The organism is Sulfitobacter marinus (genome assembly GCF_900116285.1).
Lineage (GTDB): Bacteria > Pseudomonadota > Alphaproteobacteria > Rhodobacterales > Rhodobacteraceae > Sulfitobacter > Sulfitobacter marinus.
Genome location: NZ_FPAJ01000010.1, coordinates 13480 through 32098 on the forward strand (window position 1 = coordinate 13480; position 18619 = coordinate 32098).

The window sequence follows — 18619 nt, forward strand, 5'->3', positions numbered from 1 at the left end:
TCTCATGCGCGCCGCTTCAAGTCAATCTTGCGCCGTAGCCATGTCACAGGCCCGACGTTTCTTTACAAGTGTAATCGCTCCAAGCTAATCTTGGGGTTGAGCAGATACGTTCGATGTCACCAAAATATCGTCACCAGAGAGGCCTGAATTATGAATGACCGTCGCCCCGTCGCGTCGCTTTGGATTGGTGAAAAGCTTCACTATCTGAACCAGCTTTGCCTGAAATCCCATGTCGTCGCGGGGCACAAGACGATCCTGTATTGCGCCGACAAGGTGGACAATGCCCCCGAAGGGGTCGAGGTGCGCCCGGCATCCGATATTATGGAGATCGACCGCGCCTTGGTCGAGGCCACCAGCGCGTCGTTTCTGTCGAATGTGTTCCGCTATAAGATGATCCAAAAGATCGGGGCGATATGGATCGACTGCGATGCGTTCTGCCATCAGCCCTTTCCCGAAGACGATGAATATATCTTTGGCCGTCACGGCATGTCTGGCGCGTTGAACTGCGGCGTCGTGGGCTTGCCCCAAGAGTGCGAGTTGATGGATCAGTTGTTGGATTATTATGACAACCTGCCGGATTACCCTGCATGGTGGAACAAGAACCAGCGCCGCAAATATGATCGCCAAGACCCCAATCTGACCCATGCCCACCGGATTTATAACGCTGAACGCACGGCATTTGGCCCGCAGGCATTTACCTATTTCGCCAAGCAGACCGGCCAGTATGAAAAGGCCAGCGAGCGCGAAGTGCTGTATCCGGTGCCGTTCCAATTGAATGACATCTTTTATGACCCCTATGGCCGCGTCGAAGGGCATTTTACCGACAAAACCCTGTCGGTGCATTTGTATACCAATGGCACGAAACCGTGGTGGGAAAAGCACGTGCCGCTGCCCGGATCATATGCTGCGCGGATGTGCGAGAAGATCGGTATCGACCCCTCCAAGGCGCTGCGCTAACCGCCAGATCAAAGGCCCAAAGCCATCAATCTGAAACCGCATAAAAGCCCCCACGGCAAGCTTCTGGCCATCTCGATGATGAAGGACGAGGCACCGTTTCTGTTGGAATGGTATGCCCATCATCTGGCCGTGGGGTTCACCAAAATCCTTGTCTACACGAATGATTGTTCCGACGGGACCGACGACATGTTGATCCGGCTCGAAGAGCTGGGTCTGGGCTATCACCGCCGAAATGACATTCCCGAAGGGGTGAAACCGCAGCCCTCTGCGATGAAATACGCGCAGGCTGAGCCCAAAGTGGCCGAGGCCGACTGGATTTTGATGTTCGATGCGGATGAGTTTTTATGCATCAACTATGGCGATGGCACGTTGGACCCGATGCTTGATGCGGCGGGCGATGCCAACGGGATCGTCATCACCTGGCGGATTTTCGGATCGGGCAATGTGGTCGATTGGTCGCGCGATCCCGTGTCTGAACAATATCTTTATGCGGCCCCGCCTACGTGGAACAAGGGCTGGGGCGTCAAAACGCTGTTCAAGTTCGACCCGGACAAATGGAAGATCGGCATTCACCGCCCATCGATCAAGAACAAGCATCTCGAAACCGGTTTCCCCGACACCGTCAAATGGCTCAATGGCTCCGGCCTCCCGATGGAGGACTATTTCAAGTTTCGTGGCTGGCGATCAATTCGCCGCACTGTTGGCTATCAATGGGCCCAGATGAACCACTATGCGGTGAAATCCATCGACAGTTATGCGATCCGCAAGCTGCGCGGGAACGTTAACAATAAGAAAGACAAATATAACGCGGATTACTGGTCGCTTCAGGATCGTAACGAGGTCTATGACGACAAGATCCTGCGCTATACCGAGCGGCGCAAACAGATCATGGATGAACTACTGACCGATCCTGTTCTGGCCCGTCTGCATTGGGCCGCAATCGACCGGGTCGAGGCGCGGCTGGTTGAGTACCGCAAAACCGATGACTACGTGACGCTCAAGGCGTCGCTGATCGAGGCATCGCAGGTTCCAATCACCAAGATCGTTGCCAAGCCGCCCAAGGCGCGCAATCCCGCCGAGATCGCGGCGCTGATGTCGCAGGTCGAAAAATCCAACGCCAGCCGCCCGATGAACGAACGCCGCACCAAGCCTGAGGCGGGATTTGCCGATGTGGGCGAGGGGGGCGACGGATTTGTGCCCGGCCAGATTGATGTAAGCGCCGAGACGGCCGTTGAATGGATCGATAATCACGGTATCGCCTTGCCCGCGGACGTGCGCATTTTCGCGCAGAACACCCTCGACCTCGTCATGCGCGGCAAATATCAGCGCCGCTTGGCACGCAGGATCGGCAGGATGGTCGAGGATGGTGAAAAGCTGTTGGATTTGGGCGCAGGGATTGGGTTTCTGTCGATATTCACCGCCAAACAACTGCCGCAGGTTACTGTCATCGCCCAAGAGGACAACGCATCCCGGATGCACATCATGCGCAGCATTCTGGCCCATAATGAAGCGGCGCTGGGTGACCGGCTGTGCATGACGACTGAACAGGTCGTGTTTCCCGATGATGCAAAGACCGTCGCGCGGATCAACCAGATGATCGCAGATGAAAAGCCAGACGTGCTGCGCGCAAGTTATGCGCAGATCGGGGCAAAGCTGCTGAGCCGGGTTGATCTGGGGACTGTTAAACGGATCGTTCTGACCGGCCCTGCGATCGGGACATTCCTGCGTGAGTATCCGCAGATAGATGCGCCGGTCCTGACCCCGTCAGAAGAGTTGAGCATGCCGGAGTTTGTCATCATCATGCCAAAGGCAACGGGTCAGCCGTAATAACCGATACGCTGGGCCAGTTCCTGACCGCCTTCGGTCGCCAATATCTCTGTCAGACGCGATTGGCGCAGCACCAGCGATTGCGCGTGCAAATCCGCAAGGACCGGATCGGCCATTAAAAACTCATAAATTTCCTGTGCGGCGGGCGACAATCCGACATTACTGGTATCCGTTCCGCCGATGCGATTGGCGTGGTTCCAATACTGTTCCGATGCGCCAAGCCGGTCGGCCTGAACCGCATCCCCACGATCAACCTTGAGCAAAAATTCAGCCGCCGATTTGATAGAGTAGTGGTTGACCTGACCGAACGCGCGGGTCGGGCCGGCGTTGATGCCTTTGTAATCGCTGTCGGTAAACGACGCGGGCATTTCTTCGCCCGAACCGTTGATCCATTTGAACCCGGTTGTTGAAAACGTCTTGGTAACCGGGCGATGCGGGCGGCGCGGGCCTTTTATTGCGTTGCGATACAGGGTTTTGACAGCGGTGGTGATCTCTTGCCCGCTTTGGGCTGCCGCCTCCAGATCGGTTGCGGTTTGCGTAAAACGAGTTGTCACCAGATCAGCGGTCTCGTGTTTGTGCCCATTGCTGTTAAACGCGACCGAGGTGAAGGACACAGCGTCTGCAGGTCCTGCATCCTCGAAAAACCCATCCAGTGTGCCGGCGGCATTTCGTAGGTTCAGAAATTCATCCGCATCGGTAACATAAAGCCAATCCGCCGCCTGATAACGTCCGAAATGTCCCGCGTAACGCAGTGCCATAATGTGCCACATTCCCTGCTTTGGGAACATTACCTTGGGGTTCGGCTGATGCTTGACACGGTGCGGCCAAAGAACCTCGATCCGGTCAAGTATCTTGTCGGTGTTATCGGTGCAGAAATTGGTGAAGATAAGCAGGTCATCAATACCAAGCGCGAAATGGTGTGCGATCCACTCCAGTATATACGGGCCCTCATTGCGCATCACCGTCAGCATCAATGTCTTTTCGGTACCGATGGCCATAGGGGAACTACCTGCTTGTCTTTTCTGTTCGCAGGCTGTCGCGGCCTGTCATAAGGGTTGCCTCAATCGCCTGTCGCAGCTTATAGTTTGAGCAATAATAGACAAGCAATACAACAGATAATCGCCTGTCTTCCTGAGGATTGAGCGACCCATGATTACGTCGAAAGACTTTGTCGAAAGATCAATCGCACATCAACTTGGCCCGGATGTCGGGTATGATTTTTCTCTTGATCCGGCGGTTTTCGAATTTGTGGCAAATGCGTCCAGCGGCATGGCCCTCTGGTGGGATCATGGCAAAAAGATGCCTCGGGATTTGAATGATTGGAAACCGTCTAACGACAGCGGTACTCCTTGGGACGTTCGTCACAACCGGCATTCCAAGACGAATAAAACCTCTGGTGCCTTAAAGGACATCTTGGGGGCCGGGGCTGATTTTGATTTCCTGCTCGACATGCAGGATCACCGCAGCCGGTCGGTGATTACTGATCAGGGCCACGCTGCGCCCTTGTTCAACTTTAACCGTTTGCACGAACGGCCAGCCGGGCATGTGCTGTGGCCGCTGCCCCATTATCACGACATAGACAGCCCCGAGTTTTTGGGTAATCTTGATCCCCTGCGCGTCGATTGGGCTGAAAAGTCCGACCGCGTTGTGTGGCGTGGTGGCCCGGGGAACCGTGGCAGGTTGGGTCAAAACGCGCGAGGTACCATGATCCGCATGCACCCGCTATTGCGCAAGTATAAGAGTGGTGAATTTACCCGCGATGAAACGCTACATGTGTTGAAGTCGATGCAGCGGTTCAGGTTTTTGTACCGCTATATCGACAATCCGCGCTTTGATCTGGGCTACACAAATTCGGATGGCTTTGTTCTTCAACAAGAACCGTTCCTTGCAGATTTCGAGCGTCCGCGCATCCCGCGTGAGGATTTTCAAAACTATAAGTACATCGTGGTTTTGCCGGGAAATGATGTTGGGTCCAGCCTTTATTGGTCGCTGAACTCCGGCAGTGTCGCCTTGGTGGTCGATTGCGCGTTTGAAACCTTTGCGACCCATCACTTTAGACCGTGGGAGCATTACGTCCCCATTCGGAAAAATCACGGCAATGTGGAAAAACAGCTGGGTTGGTGTGAAACCCACCAAGAGGAATGCCGGGAGATGACCCTGCGCGCGGCTGAGGTTTGTAAATTGCTTGCCGACGCGGATTTACGTGCGCAGATCGCTGTTGGAGTTGTTGACGGGGTGCGCCGCCGCTTGGGCCTGAAAAAGGTCGCGACGACAGAGAACTCAGCGACGAAACCAAAGGCCAAGCAGGGGGCTCATCAAACGATCCTTAAAAAAGCTACCGCAAGATTGCGTGAGATATCTGCTACGCCTAAGCAGCAGCCGGCAACGGCCAAGGTCGCCCATGGGTGATCTTATGTGCCAATGGTTGGCCCATTTTGCGGTGATGCCGCGACCACCCAATAAAGGGCCTTCCTCATGAGCGTTCCCAATCTGTCGATTTTCTTTATCGTTGAGCCGCCAAAATATCAGGATATGGGCTGCTATCTGGCGGCGTCCATTCGCACCCATTTCAGCGAAGACCTGGATGTGATCGGGTATTGTCCGGTCGAAACAATCGGGGACATGGACCCGTATGCCTTGGCGATTTACAAAAAGCTGAATGTTGACATTCGACCGATTGAAACGGCGGAGGTGTTTGACCCGCCTTATCCCCATGGCAATAAGATGGTCGCGGCAATGCAACCGCGGCGCACGCCTCATTCGGCATTCATGGACAGTGATATGCTGTTCATCAAGTCCAATACATCTGATAAAATAATCAAAGATCGCCATGTCTCAGTTGCACCGGCGACGTCAATGATGTGGTCCGGGCAGGATATATGGCCGCATATTTATAACGCTTGCGACATGCCGCTGCCCGAAGAACGGATATGGCTTTCGCGACAGCGCCGCAAAAAACTGATGCCCTATTTCAACGCAGGTCTAATCGTTTTTCCCGAAGGTCCGGTAGCCGAAAGCGGCGAGACCTTCGTCGAGGTTTGGATGCGGTTGGCGCAGATAATTGATCAGGTCGATCTGGTCAAAAAACGCCCCTATCTGGATCAGATGAGCCTGCCTTTGGCGATCCGAGCGGCGGGGCTGGATTGGAACATCCTGCCGGAAGAGCAGCATTATATTTTGGGCGGTCAATTGCGCGGCAAGCCGTTGCCAGAAGATATGGATATCAAGATGATCCATTATCGCAATATGAAGGTTCTCAAGGAAGTCGGCATGCTGCGCAAAGCTAAGAGCATGCTTGAGCAACATGTAGGTGAGCGCCGCTTTGACAAAATAGACCCTGAGAAGCTTTTGGCGGATGGGTGAAGCCGAGATGCAGTCACCGGCCTTGCCAGATGGTTGGGTCAGCCGGGTAACCATCTATGATGGGCCGCGTTTGCGGTTGGAATACACAGGACCCGCAGATCCGGCGCGGGTTTTGGTGGCATTCCCACCGTTTGATTACCCGTTTCACGTCGATCAAGGCGGCTGGGGAGCCAAGTCTTTCTCAAAGCGGGGCATTGCCCATGTTTGTGTCTTTCACCGCGATGAAGACTGGCACCAGCACGCAGGTTTTTTCGACGCGATGCGTGCCTGCCGTGCGTATTTTGGCGCGGCACCTGATCTAACCGCCTACGGGTTTAGCATGGGGGGATATGGCGCGTTGCTTGGGGCGCAGGCGATGGATGCCAGCCGCGCAATTGCGCTATCGCCCCAAAGCTCGATAGATCCGAATGTGGTCGGGTTCGAACGCCGCTATCATGAACAATGGGGCAAAATGAACGGATGGTGCCATGACCTGCGCGAACATCTAGACGACGAGCGATTGTATGTCGTGATGGTCGACCCCTTGCACGGCCAAGATAAAAAACACGAGGCACGTCTGCCAAAACCTGCGCATTATTCCCGCGTGCTGCTGCATGGGGCAGGGCATGCGGGTATTCAGACGATTGTTGATATGGGGCAATCGGCAGCCTTGTTCGACTTCTTGCGCGGCGATATTACCCCGCGCGGCATGCGCCGCGCGTATCGCAAGGGGCGCCGTGAGGCGTTCAGATATGTCCGCAAAATGGGTAACCTATTGCATCAGCGACAAAGACCTGCAGCACGCATGTTTTACGTCATCGCACAAGAAAAAGGGTTCGGGCGTCTGCTCAAGAAATGGAACCCGCTGTATGAATAGCGCATCAATGCTTTAGAACGTCAAAACTTCATGTCATACCTGAAGACAGTGATGATCCGGCTGGGAATATAGACGCAATGCAAGACCACGGGGCCAAAAAACGCGGCATTCTTCTGAGGGCGAAAAACGGCGACGTTATCGGCTTTGATGAAACCGGTCTGCGGATGAACCTGTCGGACAGCGTGATTGAGGACATCCAAAAACGTCTACCAGCGCTGGGGGGGCATGTGGCCGTTGATCCGGCTGTATTGGGCGATGTAGATGCGTGGAACCTGCGCCAAGACGGGAAATGGTTTGTGTTCGGTGCACATCTGCCCGGTGCGCAGGGGCCGCGCCAATTCCGCCGCCGGGTTCAGGTGTCAGATGATGCCAGCGCGCCTGACATCATCGCGGATACCGCAGGCGCGGTGTACGGTTTGCTTTCGTTTGGTGGCACGCGGCGTGCTGTTACCGCAAATGAGCCGTTGTCCTTTCCCTACCACGTTGTCACCACGGGGGATGATCTGGGCCCAGCGGGGGCATCCGGCACTCAAGCGAACGAGGCGACGGATGTCATCCAACGGCTGACCGAGCAGACCCGCGATAGCCTGATCGCCAATGAAATTCTGCGCCGCCGACTGGCCGACCACCGTGCCTTGCCGCTGATATATACGCGTTCTGAAACGGACAGTTCGGCCAGCATCATCGCCCTGTCAGAAGGCGCGGCATTTGATAATTTTCGCCAGACGGTTCAGAATCTGTGCGATGCGGCGCGGTCACTTGGCAAACCGGCCAAAGTGTTGTCGGTTGGGCTGGATTTTACCCTCGAAGACGTTACCAGCCGCGGGCCGGATTGGATCGCTGGGATGCATCGCGTGATGCACCAGATCATCGATCTGTTTGCGGATAATGGATTGCGCAAGCCGCTGTTTACCGCGATTTTCGATGCGGGCACAGCTGATATTTCCGACAGCCCCGTCTTGCGCGCCCAATGGGATTTTGCATGGAACAAGGGGGATCATGATCACGTCTTTGCGGCCCCCGGGTATATGTTCGCCCAAGACGCATTTGGTCGTGCCACGCCGGATGCGCGTCTTCAGATGGCTGAAATGGAAAGCTGCGCGATTGAGGCGCGCAACAGCGATGCGCCGTGGGCCTGTCCCGTGTTGTTGCTGGCCGAACGCGAAAATGACCCCAAAGTGATCCGTTGTCGGGGCGAGGGGATGGGCGCATTTGTACTGGATAAAGATGATCCGCTGAACGCAGGCGAGGCCTGTGGTTTCCTCTTTGAAGGCGACGAGAATGGTGCCAAAATCATCGACGTTCGCGTCGACAGCAAAGACCGGAATGATCTGCTGATTACTTGCGATAAACCACCAAAGGGCGCGGACCTGACATTGTGCTATGCGCTGGGCCATCCAGCGTCAGACGATGGAATGCCCGCAAACCGCGGGGCGCTGCGTGACGGTTTCAAACTGCAAAGTGCGACAGGTCAGACCCTTTATCGCTGGGCATTGCCCGCAGCATTACCTGTGCACTGATGGATGAATTAGCCCCCTTGTTTGTCGATATCGACCTGCCCGACGCCGTGATTTTACGCGATACAGCTGCGCCCACCGGGGCGGTATCGCTCGCCATTCATCCCAACGACGCAGAAGCGGTTTGGTACAGAGGCCATGAGGCGGCGATGACCTTGTCGGAAGGTGGGGCCATCACCGGTTGGACACCTGAAAACGGGTTGGGCATTACGGCTCGTCCCGCCAAGCCAAACCAGGATCATGCACGCCCCGCACCTGAAGGCGGGGTCGTTTTTATTCGCGAGGTGAACTGCGGTTTAGTGGTCAATGCAGCTGTGGTCGAGGCCGAGCAATTCTGCTGCGCGCTGCGGCTCAGGTCTCCTGACGCTCAGGCGCGGACATTGGTCACGTTGAACCCAGCCGATGGCGATAATTATCTGTTCCTGTCCGAGAAAGACGGCGTGCTGGAATGGCGCGATGATACCGGATCGATCGAGTTATCATTGCCCGCACCGGGCCCGGACATGTGGGTTTTGGCCGGTTATGATCATGGCAAGCTTAGCCTGACAGCCAGCAAAACCGGCATGCACTTTCCCGCGCCTCAAATCACCCCCGACGCCAGCACGTCCCTGAATGACGCACTTACTGGCCCCAACGATCTGTTCGTCGGATGCCGGTCACATCGCAAAGGTATCGTGAAAACGCTAGGCAGTTCGGTGATCAATGACGTGTTACTCTGGCTTGATAACGCGGGCACCACGGCTGACGACCTGGCCAAGATCGCTAGGGCCTGCCGCTTTGTCGAAACGCAAGGGAATGCGTCATGAGCTTTAGCAAACAGACCGCTGCAGGGGATAACATCTGCGTCATCTGGATCGATGACATGATCGATATTTTCACATGGCGAAATGCGTTCGGCCTGACGATCAGCACCCCCAACATCGACCGCTTCATGAGCGAGGGCGCACGCTTTGCAAACGCCTATGCCACGGTGCCGCTATGTGCGCCGTGCCGGGCTGAACTGGCCACGGGCCTTTCGCCGTTCCGCACCGGTCTGGTCGACCTTAACCGGTTTTGGCGTGATGTTTTGCCCCCTACGGCGGGCTGGCAATTCGATCTACGCCGCGCAGGGTTTCGTACTTTCACCACCGGCAAGGTCGACAGCAATTACAAGCCCATGCCCGAGGAATACGCCCGCATCCTGTTCCATGAACAGCCCGAGGCAAAGGACGCGGGCAAGCGCAGTAACGTCAAAATATACCTTGATAAAGGGCCGGGGATCGCGGGAATCAACCACCCCGATGATGATGGCAGTCAGGACGGCAAGTTCTATGACAACATGGTCGCGCAAAACGCCATCGATTATCTGGGCCGCGCCGACCCCAAACGCCGCCATCTTATCCAGCTTGGCTTCAAACATCCGCATTATAATCTGCAATGCCCGGATCGGTTTTATCAGCAATATGACGTCGATAAAATCAGCTGGCCGACCACCGCCGCGCCCGAGGATTACTTTGGCCCGCAAGAGGGTATGGCCGTCTACGAGGCCGCCTATATTGCTAACGGTCCATGGACGCCGGAAAAGGCTGGCGATCAGGCGTGGCGTCAAGTTGTCCGCGCCTATTTCGCCGCGATCAGCCATGTGGATGCGGAAATTGGCCGGTTTATGGATGCGTTGCGGGCCTCTGAATTGGGGCAGAACACCACTGTGGTGTTGCTGTCGGACAACGGTTTCAATCTTGGTACCCACGACAGCTTTCATAAGATGAGCCAATGGGACAGTGCCGCCCATGTGCCGCTTGGCATATGGAATGCGCGCATGGGCGAGGGGTGCGTGATTGATCTGCCAGTGTCCTTGCACAACGTGCCCAAAACGATCATGGATCTTGCCGGTCTGCCGTATCGACCAAACTGGACCTCGGGGCAAAGCCTGCTGCCCTTGGTCGATGACAGCTTTGGCCGGTATGACGCCAGCAAATCGCCTGTGACATCGGTGTTTGGCACCCTGTCTGTCAGGTCGTCCGAACCCGACCTAAGTCGCTATCGCTATTTTCGCTATCCCAATGGCGAAGAGCATATCTATGATCTGGTCGCCGATCCGGGCGAGACGACGAACATCGTGGCCGACGCGCCCTTGGATGCATTGCGTGCCACGATGGTGGATAACGCGCTGGAACTGGGCCTTGATCTGCGCGGGTTCGAGAACCCTCAGCGCGGGGTCAATGCAATGATGGCGCTGGATGGATCAGTCGTGCTGGCAGGCGGTAACGCCGATAATGATTACTGGGCCTATGGTGCCAACGCCGAGAAAATTACCGAGGATGAAGACGGCGGCAACGACACGCTTTGGTACATGGCGGGGCCGGATGATTACGTGCTGCACATGCCCGCCTATATCGAGAATATCCGCATCGCGACGGTGGTGTCACGCAAGGAACAAAACGCCAGCGAAGGCAAGGAAATCACCATCGTTGCGCATCCCGATACGCCCATGAACTTTGAGACATCCGAACGTGTCGCCGTCAACGTACAGGGCAGCCGCGGGGCCGATGTAATGATCGGTGCGAAATATGCAGGAGCCACTTTTTTCGGCGGGGCAGGCGATGACCTGCTGATAGCCAAATCGGGTCGCGGCAAGGACGTGCATATGTTCTATGGCGGCGCGGGAAACGACACGCTTTATGGCGGCAATGGTCGTGATATCTTGGACGGTGGCGCGGGCGACGACGTTATTCGAGGGGGCGAGGGGCGCAGCAAGATTTACGGCGGTCCGGGCAATGATGACATTGCAGACGGGCCGGGCGGATCGGAAATTCACACCGGGCCGGGGCGCAACATCGTGCGATCCGCTGGCGGAGACGATCATATTTACGTTGGCAGCGGCCATAATACGATCGAACCGGGCGAGGGGGCAGTGGTGTTCCATGTGGAATATGGCGGCGTGACCGAGATCAACGGCTGGTCTGATGCGTATCGGCTGGACCTGTCCGCATGGCGAACCTCGCCGGAACTGCGGATCACCGGTAACGACCGTGCTGACATCCGTTTGGGCGTGGCTATTATCCGCATCAATGGCCTGGTGTCCGAGGCAACATTACAAACCCAAATCACCCAAGGTTAAGCATGCCATGAAGAACGTAGTCGGGGCATACACATGGCGCTAAGGTTCGACCCTGAAACCCCTTTGGCTGGTCAAATCCGCGTGGTTGAAAATGCGTTGATCGTGCCATGGGGCGAGGGTAACCGCCGCAAGATGGCGCGCCCTGCGGGGGTGTTCGACGCGCAGGGCAACTTCTGCGTGGATGCGATGACATGGCGGTCAAGCCGCAGACCGACAACCGTTGAACCGATCCTGCCAGCCGAGGCTGAGGTGGACCGTGAACTTTCCGGGACGATGTTATATGCGGGGCTGTCATACGGTCACTTTGGCCACGCTTTGTGTGAATCGCTGGCGCGGCTTTGGGCCGTGGATGAATTTGATGGCGCGATTGATGCGGTGGCGTTTATCCCTAAAAACCCGATCACCTGGCCTGAACGCAGTCTTGGTATGGTCAAGGTGATCGCCGAACAGTTGGGTGAGATGCCCCGCCTGACCGCCTTTAACAAGCCCACGCGCATTGAACGTCTGGTGGTCGCGCCGCAGGGGTTTGGTGTGAATGATTTGATGTCAGGCAGCCCCGAATTCCGCGCTTTTACCGACCGTCGACTGCGTCAACGGGTTAAACCTGGGGGGCCGGACAAAATCTATATCTCGCGCAGCGCGTTGTTTCGCAAACGCGGGCGCTTTCTGCTTGAAGACTATATCGAGGCCAAGATGGAGGCCGAGGGTTATACGATCTTTCACCCTCAGCAGCATGATCTGGCAACCCAGCTCGCGTATTACAAAGGCGCTTCGATGATCGTGTCGACGGATAATTCGGCGCTGCATCTGGCCGCCTTTGTGGTCGGCCCAACCTGCAAGATCGGCATTTTGTTGCGCCGCCCCGGTACGATATTTGAGGATTTTCAACTGCAACTGAAATGGTTTGCAGGGGTAACCCCTGATGTGGTCGATGCCTGCACCCGTTTTTGGTTTCGCCGCGGTGAAAAGGTCCAATATAATGAGGTGTATTCCCTGATTGATTTCGAGAAAACCTGCCAAACGCTGCGACGCGCGGGGCTAATCGAAAAGGCGGATTGGGTAAACCCGACCGAGGCCGAAGTGGGCAGGGAGGTCGAGCGGATGGAAACTGACTTCGAAATGAAATTCGACGAGATTTTCCTTTAGCACCGGGCTTTGCTTTATTTGTTCCTATCCCTCTTGTTTGCCTATCGAACACTTTATTGTTCGTGACCTGGGAAGGGGACCAATGCAGTTAGCATGGATGGAATAAGCGTCCGAGGCGCACCATTCGTTCGGCAACGGGCCGCGCCACTGCATGGGCTTCCACATCTCGCGCTACACAGTGGGAAAGGTTTTGTTGCCAATGTTCTGGACGTTTTCCCAATATTGAGCTGGTAGCCCCCGCACGCGTGCCCTGATCCGTTTCTTGTTTTCGCAGTGCCGTTGAACCTGCCCGTGCGCGAGAACTGACGCAGCGGGCAGGCTGGTTTCTTAGGCGGTGACGCTGCGCAGGCCCAAAATATCGCGGGCCTGTTGCCACGTGGCGACGGGGCGTTCGTATTTCTCGCACAGGTCGGCGGCGCGTTTGATCAGCGCTGCGTTTGACGGGGCCAGCGTGTTACGATCAAGGCGCACGTTATCCTCAAGACCTGCGCGGGTGTGGCCGCCCGCTGCAATCGCCCATTCGTTCACAACGATCTGGTTAGGGCCGATACCTGCCGCACACCATGCCGCATCAGGCGCACGGGCCTTGACCTGTTCAACATAGAAATCGAACACGGTCTTGTCGGCCGGCATCGCATTCTTAACGCCCATCACGAATTGCACATAAAGCCGCCCGTAAAGCTTGCCGTCTTTGTGGTACTGGATCGCTTGTAGGATATGGCTCAGGTCAAAGGCTTCGACTTCGGGAACCACTTCGTGTTTGCGCATTTCAGACGCCAGCCAGTCGACCAAATCCGGTGGGTTCTCGTAAACGCGGGTGGGAAAGTTATTCGACCCCACCGACAGCGATGCCATATCAGGGCGCAACGACAGCATGCCGCCACGGGTTTTGCCTGCACCGGAACGGCCTCCTGTGGAAAACTGGATAATCATGCCGGGGCAGTGTTTCTCCAGACCTTCCTGAAGAAGTGCAAATTTCTCGGGGTCCGATGATGGCGTTTCGTCATCGTTGCGCACATGGGCGTGGCAGATGCTGGCTCCGGCTTCAAACGCCTCGTGGGTGCTCTCAATCTGTTCGGCGATTGAAATGGGCACATTCGGATTGGCCGCTTTGGTGGGAACGCTGCCGGTAATGGCCACGCAAAGGATACAAGGGTCAGACATCTAGGAATACCGTTTCTTTCTCGCCCTGAAGATGGATATCAAACCGATAGACGCCATCGGTTTCCAGCCGCGCGATCAGGGTCGGCACGCGGTTTTGATGTTCAATACGCATCAGCAGCGGGTCGGCGCCGTTGTCTGCATCGGGGAAATACATGCGGGTGTGCAGGCCAATATTGATGCCCCGCGCCACGATCCAGAATGTGATATGCGGGGCCATCATCCGCCCGTCGGGAAACGGCACAGCACCGGGCCGGATCGTATCAAATGCCCATTCGCCGGTGTCATAGTCGCCCGCCTTGCGCCCCCATCCGGTAAAGTTCGGATCAGCAGCGCCGCGCGGGTCATTGCTGGGATAGATCCCGTTGGCATCCGCTTGCCATATCTCGACCATCGCATCCTTTAGCGGGGTGCCGGTGCCGTCATACACGGTGCCTTTGATCGTGATCCGCTCACCGCGGGTTTCGGCATTCACCATCGTATCGCCCAGATCATGGGGATAGACGCCTTTGATGTCGCAGAAATTCGGCACACAGCCGATATGCACGTAAGGGCCAGCGGTCTGGGATGCGCTTTCCTTGAGGTGTTTCAGCTCTTGCATCAATTACCCTCCTTGCGGTTCTCAAACAGGGTCGATCTGCGGCCGCGCAGGACCATATCAAATTTGTAGGCGCGCGCGTCCATGGGCACTGTGTTCTCCATATCCAGCGGCGCGATCAACTGTTCGATCGCCTCGCGCGACGGGATCGTTTCGACTATGGGGCATTTCCAGATCAGTGGATCGCCCTCGAAATACATCTGTGTAATCAGACGCTGGGCAAAGCCGCTGCCAAATAGTGAAAAGTGGATATGCGCGGGCCGCCAGTCATTGGCGCGGTTGGGCCAGGGATAGGCACCCGGCTTGATTGTGCGGAAACTATAACCGCCATTTTCATCCGTGATGGTACGCCCGCACCCGCCAAAATTGGGGTCAAGCGGGGCAAGGTAGCCCTCTTTCTTATGACGATAGCGCCCGCCCGCATTGGCCTGCCAAAACTCAAGCAGCACCCCCGGAATACCGCGACCATTCTGGTCCAGCACGCGACCATGCACGATGATCCGCTCACCAATCGCCATCTCGCCTTCGGCGGCATAATTCAGGATCAGATCATTGTCCAAGGCACCCAAAATGTTGTGACCAAACACCGGCCCCGTCTGTTCGCTGAGCGTCGTGTTCATCGAAATCAGCGCCTTTTGCGGCGACCGCACGACAGATGTTTTGTAATTGGGGCAATAGGCTGGCGGCTGCCAGCTGCGGTCGCGGTGAAAGAACGCGCCGTTTTGATCGGTCATAGGTCTACTCCCATTTCCTTGTAGGTCTGTTTGGCCAGTTTAAGGGCATGGTTCGCCTTTGGCACCCCCGCATAGATGGCCACGTGTTGAAAGGCCTCCATTACATCTGTCACGCTTGCCCCGGTGTTCGCTGTGGCGCGGATATGCATCGGGATTTCCTCGAAATTACCGGTTGCCGCCAACAGCGCCAGCGTAAGCATAGACCGTTCGCGATGGGTGATCTCGTCGCTGGACCAAACCGTGCCCCAAGCACCTTCGGTTATAAGCGTCTGAAACGGCTGGTCAAAATCTGTTTTACCAGCCTCGGCTTTGTCGACATGTGCGTCGCCCAACACCTTGCGGCGGGTTTTCATTCCGGTCTCGTATTTGTCTGACATTCTCCGCTCCTTCTGGAATTGATGCCGTTTTCGCATAACATTTACCCTAAAGATATTGAGAAACGCAGGAATTTGCATAACCATGCAGTTATGAAACTAGACCCTCGCCTGCGCTTGCGCCACATAACGACGTTTTTAGACATCGCCCAAGCCGGGTCCATCGTGGCGGCGGCGGATCAACTGGGCGTTAGCCAACCCGCCGTGTCCAAAACCCTGCGCGAGCTTGAAGATATCCTTGGCCAGCAGTTGTTTGACCGCTCCTTGCGGCAACTTCAACTGAACAAGGCGGGGCAGGCGTTTCAAAAGCTTGCTGGCTCGGCCATGACAACGCTGCTGCGCGCCACGCAGCACCCCAGCGGGGCCACTCAAACCCGGCTGGCCATTGGTGCGTTGCCAACAGCGGCAACAACGCTGGTGCCCCGCGCGGCAATCCGGTTTCGTACCGTACAGCCGCAATGTCTGGTGCGCGTGTCCACTGGGCCGAACTGGTTACTGCTGTCGCAACTGCGCGAGGGGCGTCTGGATCTGGTGGTGGGCCGCATGGCGGATGCCGAACGGATGGAGGGGCTGAGCTTTCGCCAGCTCTATACCGAAGATGTGGTTGCGGTCGTGCGTGCAGGCCACTCTTGGGCGGATGACTTTGACACCGATGCCCTTGGCCGGTTTCCCTTGATTTTGCCGCCGCACGGTGCCGTGATCGGCCCGCTTGTCCGCGCGTATTTGCGCAGCATTGGTCATGGTGATCAGGCCCCGGCATTCGAGACTGTATCCCTTGCCTTTGGTCGTCAGGTTTTGATGGACACCGATGCGATCTGGTTCATTTCGCGCGGTGTTGTCGCCCAGGAGTTGGCACAGGGCAGCCTGCGCGCCATTCCCCTGAATGCGCCGATGATGGCGGGGCCTGTCGGAATCAGTTTGCGCCAAAACCTGCCCGAGAGTACTGAAATTGCGGCGATGATCGACGCTTTGCAATTTGCAACGGACCAATAGACACGGCACGTCTTGCGGTGCGCGCCACCATGGGATTAGCCTGCAAGCAACATTGCGCCACGATAAGGATACCACCGCCATGACGCCCCCTCCCGACCTGATTATTGTGAACGGCGCGCTGATCACTTTTGACCCCACCACCCAAGGGGCGACGGCGATTGCTATTGGCGGCGGGGAAATCCGCGCTCTGGGATCCGATACGGAAATGCGCGCACTGGCAGGTCCCGAAACCCGATTGATTGATGCGGGCAAAGCCACCGTGATGCCGGGTTTTATCGACAGCCATGTGCATCTGTTTTGTGGATCAGTCGAGCTGGGTTATCTTGATTTGCACGGCGTCCAAGGCCTTGCGGCGCTAAAGGATGCTGTCGTCCCCTATGCTGCCAACACCCCCGACGATCCGATGCTATTCGCGGTGCAGGCCGATTACGCAATCTTGCATGCCGACAAAACACCAACCCGGCACGAGCTGGATATCGTCTGCCCCGACCGCCCCTTTGCCATGTTCGCCCCGGATCATCACACGGTCTGGGCCAACACGGCGGCATTGCAACTGGCGGGCATTCTCCATGGCGGTGAAACCGCTGCGGGCTGCGAGATTGTGATGGGCAGCGATGGCGTGGCCACTGGCGAATTGCGTGAACCCGGTGCCTATGCCGCGGTGCTGGCTCTGACGCGCCACGGCGGGCGTGATTTGGCCGGATTGATTTCGGGTAAGGACCCGGTGCCCAAGCCGAGCCGTTTGGATTGCGCCAAGGACAAAGAGGCCCTTGCGCGGGGCATGCAACATTGCGCGGCTCAAGGGATCACCGGTGTGCAATGTATGGACGGCAATTTCTATCAGCTCGAGCTGCTGACCGAGATGGAGGCCGAGGGTACCTTGCTGTGCCGCGTATCGGTCCCGTTCCACTTGCGGCCCGAAGACCCGCTTGATCGCCTGTCCGAGGCAGCCGTGATGGCCGCGACCTATACCGGCGACATGGTCTATTCCGGAACGGTCAAGATGTTCATTGATGGCGTGATCGAAGGGCGCACCGCGCTGATGTTGCAGCCCTATCCCGATACCACCGACACCTACGGCGATCCGGTGTTCAGCGCCGAGCATTTCAATGTTGCCTGCACACGCATTGACGAAATGGGCCTCCAGATCGCGGTGCACGCTATTGGTGACGGCGGCGTGCGGCGCACATTGGACGCTTATCAAGCCGCCCAGACAGAAAATGGCAAACGCGACAGCCGCCACCGGATTGAACATCTCGAAACGATGCATCCCGATGATGTGCCGCGCCTTGCTGCGCTGGGCGCTGTGGCGTCTATCCAACCGGGCCACGCCCCTTTTGGCGGGATATTTCCGCCCGGCGGCGTTGGGAAATATCTGCACCCGCATCAGATCGCGACGGCCTACCCATGGACCCAACTGCGCGACAGTGGCGCGCCGGTCATATTCAGCACCGATTGGCCGGTGATCGGCATCGATGTCATGACAAATATCAAAGCGGCCATCGCCCCGCTTGATCTGGGCCCTGATTGGGTCGACCAAACCCAAAGCCTGATGCAAACCTTGGCCAGCTACACCCGCGACAACGCATGGGTCGAATTTCGCGAACACCAAAAGGGGCGGCTGGCCCCCGGTCTGCTTGCAGATATCGTGGTGCTGTCTCATGATATCACCGCGCTGGACCCGAGCCGGATCACCGATGCCTCTGCACGCCTGACCATTTGTAACGGCCAGATCACATTCGAGGCATCATAACGCCGCCATATTTCCAAATGGACCTAAATCCCGGGGGAGGGGCCGCTTTGCGGCCACGGGGGCTGGCCCCGGCCCACGCCCGATACTTGACAAGTACACCTAATGCCTGCCTTTTGCGGCAAACAGAAAAAGGATGCTTCTAATGATGAGAACACGGGCGGCAGTAGCTGTTGAGGCGGGTAAACCGCTTGAGGTCATGGAGGTGAACCTTGAGGGTCCCAAGCGGGGCGAGGTTTTGGT

General features: G+C 56.8%; 16 protein-coding genes. 11 read left to right on the plus strand and 5 right to left on the minus strand.

The genetic code is table 11. The features are described 5' to 3' along the window. Window positions 1–150 precede the first annotated feature (150 nt). Both BM347_RS17100 and BM347_RS17105 read left to right on the plus strand, forming a co-directional pair. Complete coding sequence (locus BM347_RS17100; RefSeq protein ID WP_093917715.1) at window positions 151–957, plus strand: glycosyltransferase family 32 protein; 807 nt, start codon at window positions 151–153, stop codon at window positions 955–957. A gap of 75 nt (window positions 958–1032) precedes the next feature. Beyond that, window positions 1033–2784, plus strand: a complete 1752-nt coding sequence (locus BM347_RS17105) for a glycosyltransferase family 2 protein (RefSeq protein ID WP_093917716.1) — start codon at window positions 1033–1035, stop codon at window positions 2782–2784. On the opposite strand, the gene BM347_RS17110 is transcribed toward BM347_RS17105, so the two are convergent. Beyond that, complete coding sequence (locus tag BM347_RS17110) at window positions 2775–3782, minus strand: glycosyltransferase family 2 protein (protein ID WP_093917717.1); 1008 nt, start codon at window positions 3780–3782, stop codon at window positions 2775–2777. The genes BM347_RS17105 and BM347_RS17110 overlap by 10 nt on opposite strands. A 151-nt stretch (window positions 3783–3933) precedes the next feature. Between BM347_RS17110 and BM347_RS17115 the strand changes: the two genes are divergently transcribed. The 7 genes from BM347_RS17115 to BM347_RS17145 all read left to right on the plus strand — a co-directional run bounded on the left by BM347_RS17115 (window position 3934) and on the right by BM347_RS17145 (window position 12766). Then, window positions 3934–5193, plus strand: coding sequence for a glycosyl transferase family 90 (locus BM347_RS17115; protein WP_093917718.1), 1260 nt, complete (start codon window positions 3934–3936; stop codon window positions 5191–5193). Window positions 5194–5259: 66 nt separating this feature from the next. Next, the gene (locus BM347_RS17120) at window positions 5260–6147 is read left to right on the plus strand and encodes a hypothetical protein (protein WP_093917719.1); all 888 of its coding nucleotides are present in this window, start codon (window positions 5260–5262) and stop codon (window positions 6145–6147) included. Then, window positions 6140–7003, plus strand: coding sequence for a hypothetical protein (locus BM347_RS17125; protein ID WP_093917720.1), 864 nt, complete (start codon window positions 6140–6142; stop codon window positions 7001–7003). Before BM347_RS17120 ends, BM347_RS17125 begins: the two co-directional genes overlap by 8 nt. 77 nt (window positions 7004–7080) lie before the next feature. Continuing rightward, window positions 7081–8523, plus strand: coding sequence for a hypothetical protein (locus BM347_RS17130; protein ID WP_093917721.1), 1443 nt, complete (start codon window positions 7081–7083; stop codon window positions 8521–8523). Next, on the plus strand, window positions 8523–9326 hold the full coding sequence (locus tag BM347_RS17135) for a hypothetical protein (RefSeq protein ID WP_093917722.1): 804 nt from the start codon (window positions 8523–8525) through the stop codon (window positions 9324–9326). Before BM347_RS17130 ends, BM347_RS17135 begins: the two co-directional genes overlap by 1 nt. Next, window positions 9323–11620, plus strand: a complete 2298-nt coding sequence (locus tag BM347_RS17140; RefSeq protein ID WP_093917723.1) for a sulfatase-like hydrolase/transferase — start codon at window positions 9323–9325, stop codon at window positions 11618–11620. Before BM347_RS17135 ends, BM347_RS17140 begins: the two co-directional genes overlap by 4 nt. Window positions 11621–11653: 33 nt before the next feature. After that, window positions 11654–12766 carry a glycosyltransferase family 61 protein gene (locus BM347_RS17145; RefSeq protein ID WP_093917724.1) on the plus strand — a complete coding sequence of 371 codons (1113 nt, stop codon included), beginning with the start codon at window positions 11654–11656 and terminating at the stop codon, window positions 12764–12766. Between the two features lie 327 nt (window positions 12767–13093). On the opposite strand, the gene BM347_RS17150 is transcribed toward BM347_RS17145, so the two are convergent. Genes BM347_RS17150 through pcaC form a run of 4 tightly spaced genes read right to left on the minus strand, consistent with a single transcriptional unit; the run spans window position 13094 to window position 15636 of the window. Then, window positions 13094–13930 carry a 3-oxoadipate:acetyl-CoA acetyltransferase gene (locus BM347_RS17150; protein ID WP_093917725.1) on the minus strand — a complete coding sequence of 279 codons (837 nt, stop codon included), beginning with the start codon at window positions 13928–13930 and terminating at the stop codon, window positions 13094–13096. Continuing rightward, complete coding sequence (gene pcaG, locus BM347_RS17155) at window positions 13923–14528, minus strand: protocatechuate 3,4-dioxygenase subunit alpha (RefSeq protein ID WP_093917726.1); 606 nt, start codon at window positions 14526–14528, stop codon at window positions 13923–13925. The genes BM347_RS17150 and pcaG overlap by 8 nt, the downstream gene beginning before the upstream one ends. Continuing rightward, window positions 14528–15259 (minus strand): protocatechuate 3,4-dioxygenase subunit beta, encoded by a 732-nt coding sequence (gene pcaH, locus BM347_RS17160; protein WP_093917727.1) that lies wholly within the window; start codon window positions 15257–15259, stop codon window positions 14528–14530. The genes pcaG and pcaH overlap by 1 nt, the downstream gene beginning before the upstream one ends. Beyond that, window positions 15256–15636, minus strand: a complete 381-nt coding sequence (gene pcaC, locus BM347_RS17165; protein ID WP_093917728.1) for a 4-carboxymuconolactone decarboxylase — start codon at window positions 15634–15636, stop codon at window positions 15256–15258. Before pcaC ends, pcaH begins: the two co-directional genes overlap by 4 nt. A 90-nt stretch (window positions 15637–15726) precedes the next feature. Between pcaC and BM347_RS17170 the strand changes: the two genes are divergently transcribed. Further along, entirely contained in the window at window positions 15727–16626 is a 900-nt protein-coding gene (locus BM347_RS17170) for a LysR substrate-binding domain-containing protein (protein ID WP_093917731.1), read from the plus strand. Between the two features lie 79 nt (window positions 16627–16705). After that, a complete protein-coding gene (locus BM347_RS17175; protein ID WP_093917729.1) occupies window positions 16706–18379 on the plus strand; it encodes an amidohydrolase in 1674 nt (557 codons plus the stop codon). The last annotated feature ends 240 nt before the right edge of the window (window positions 18380–18619 follow it).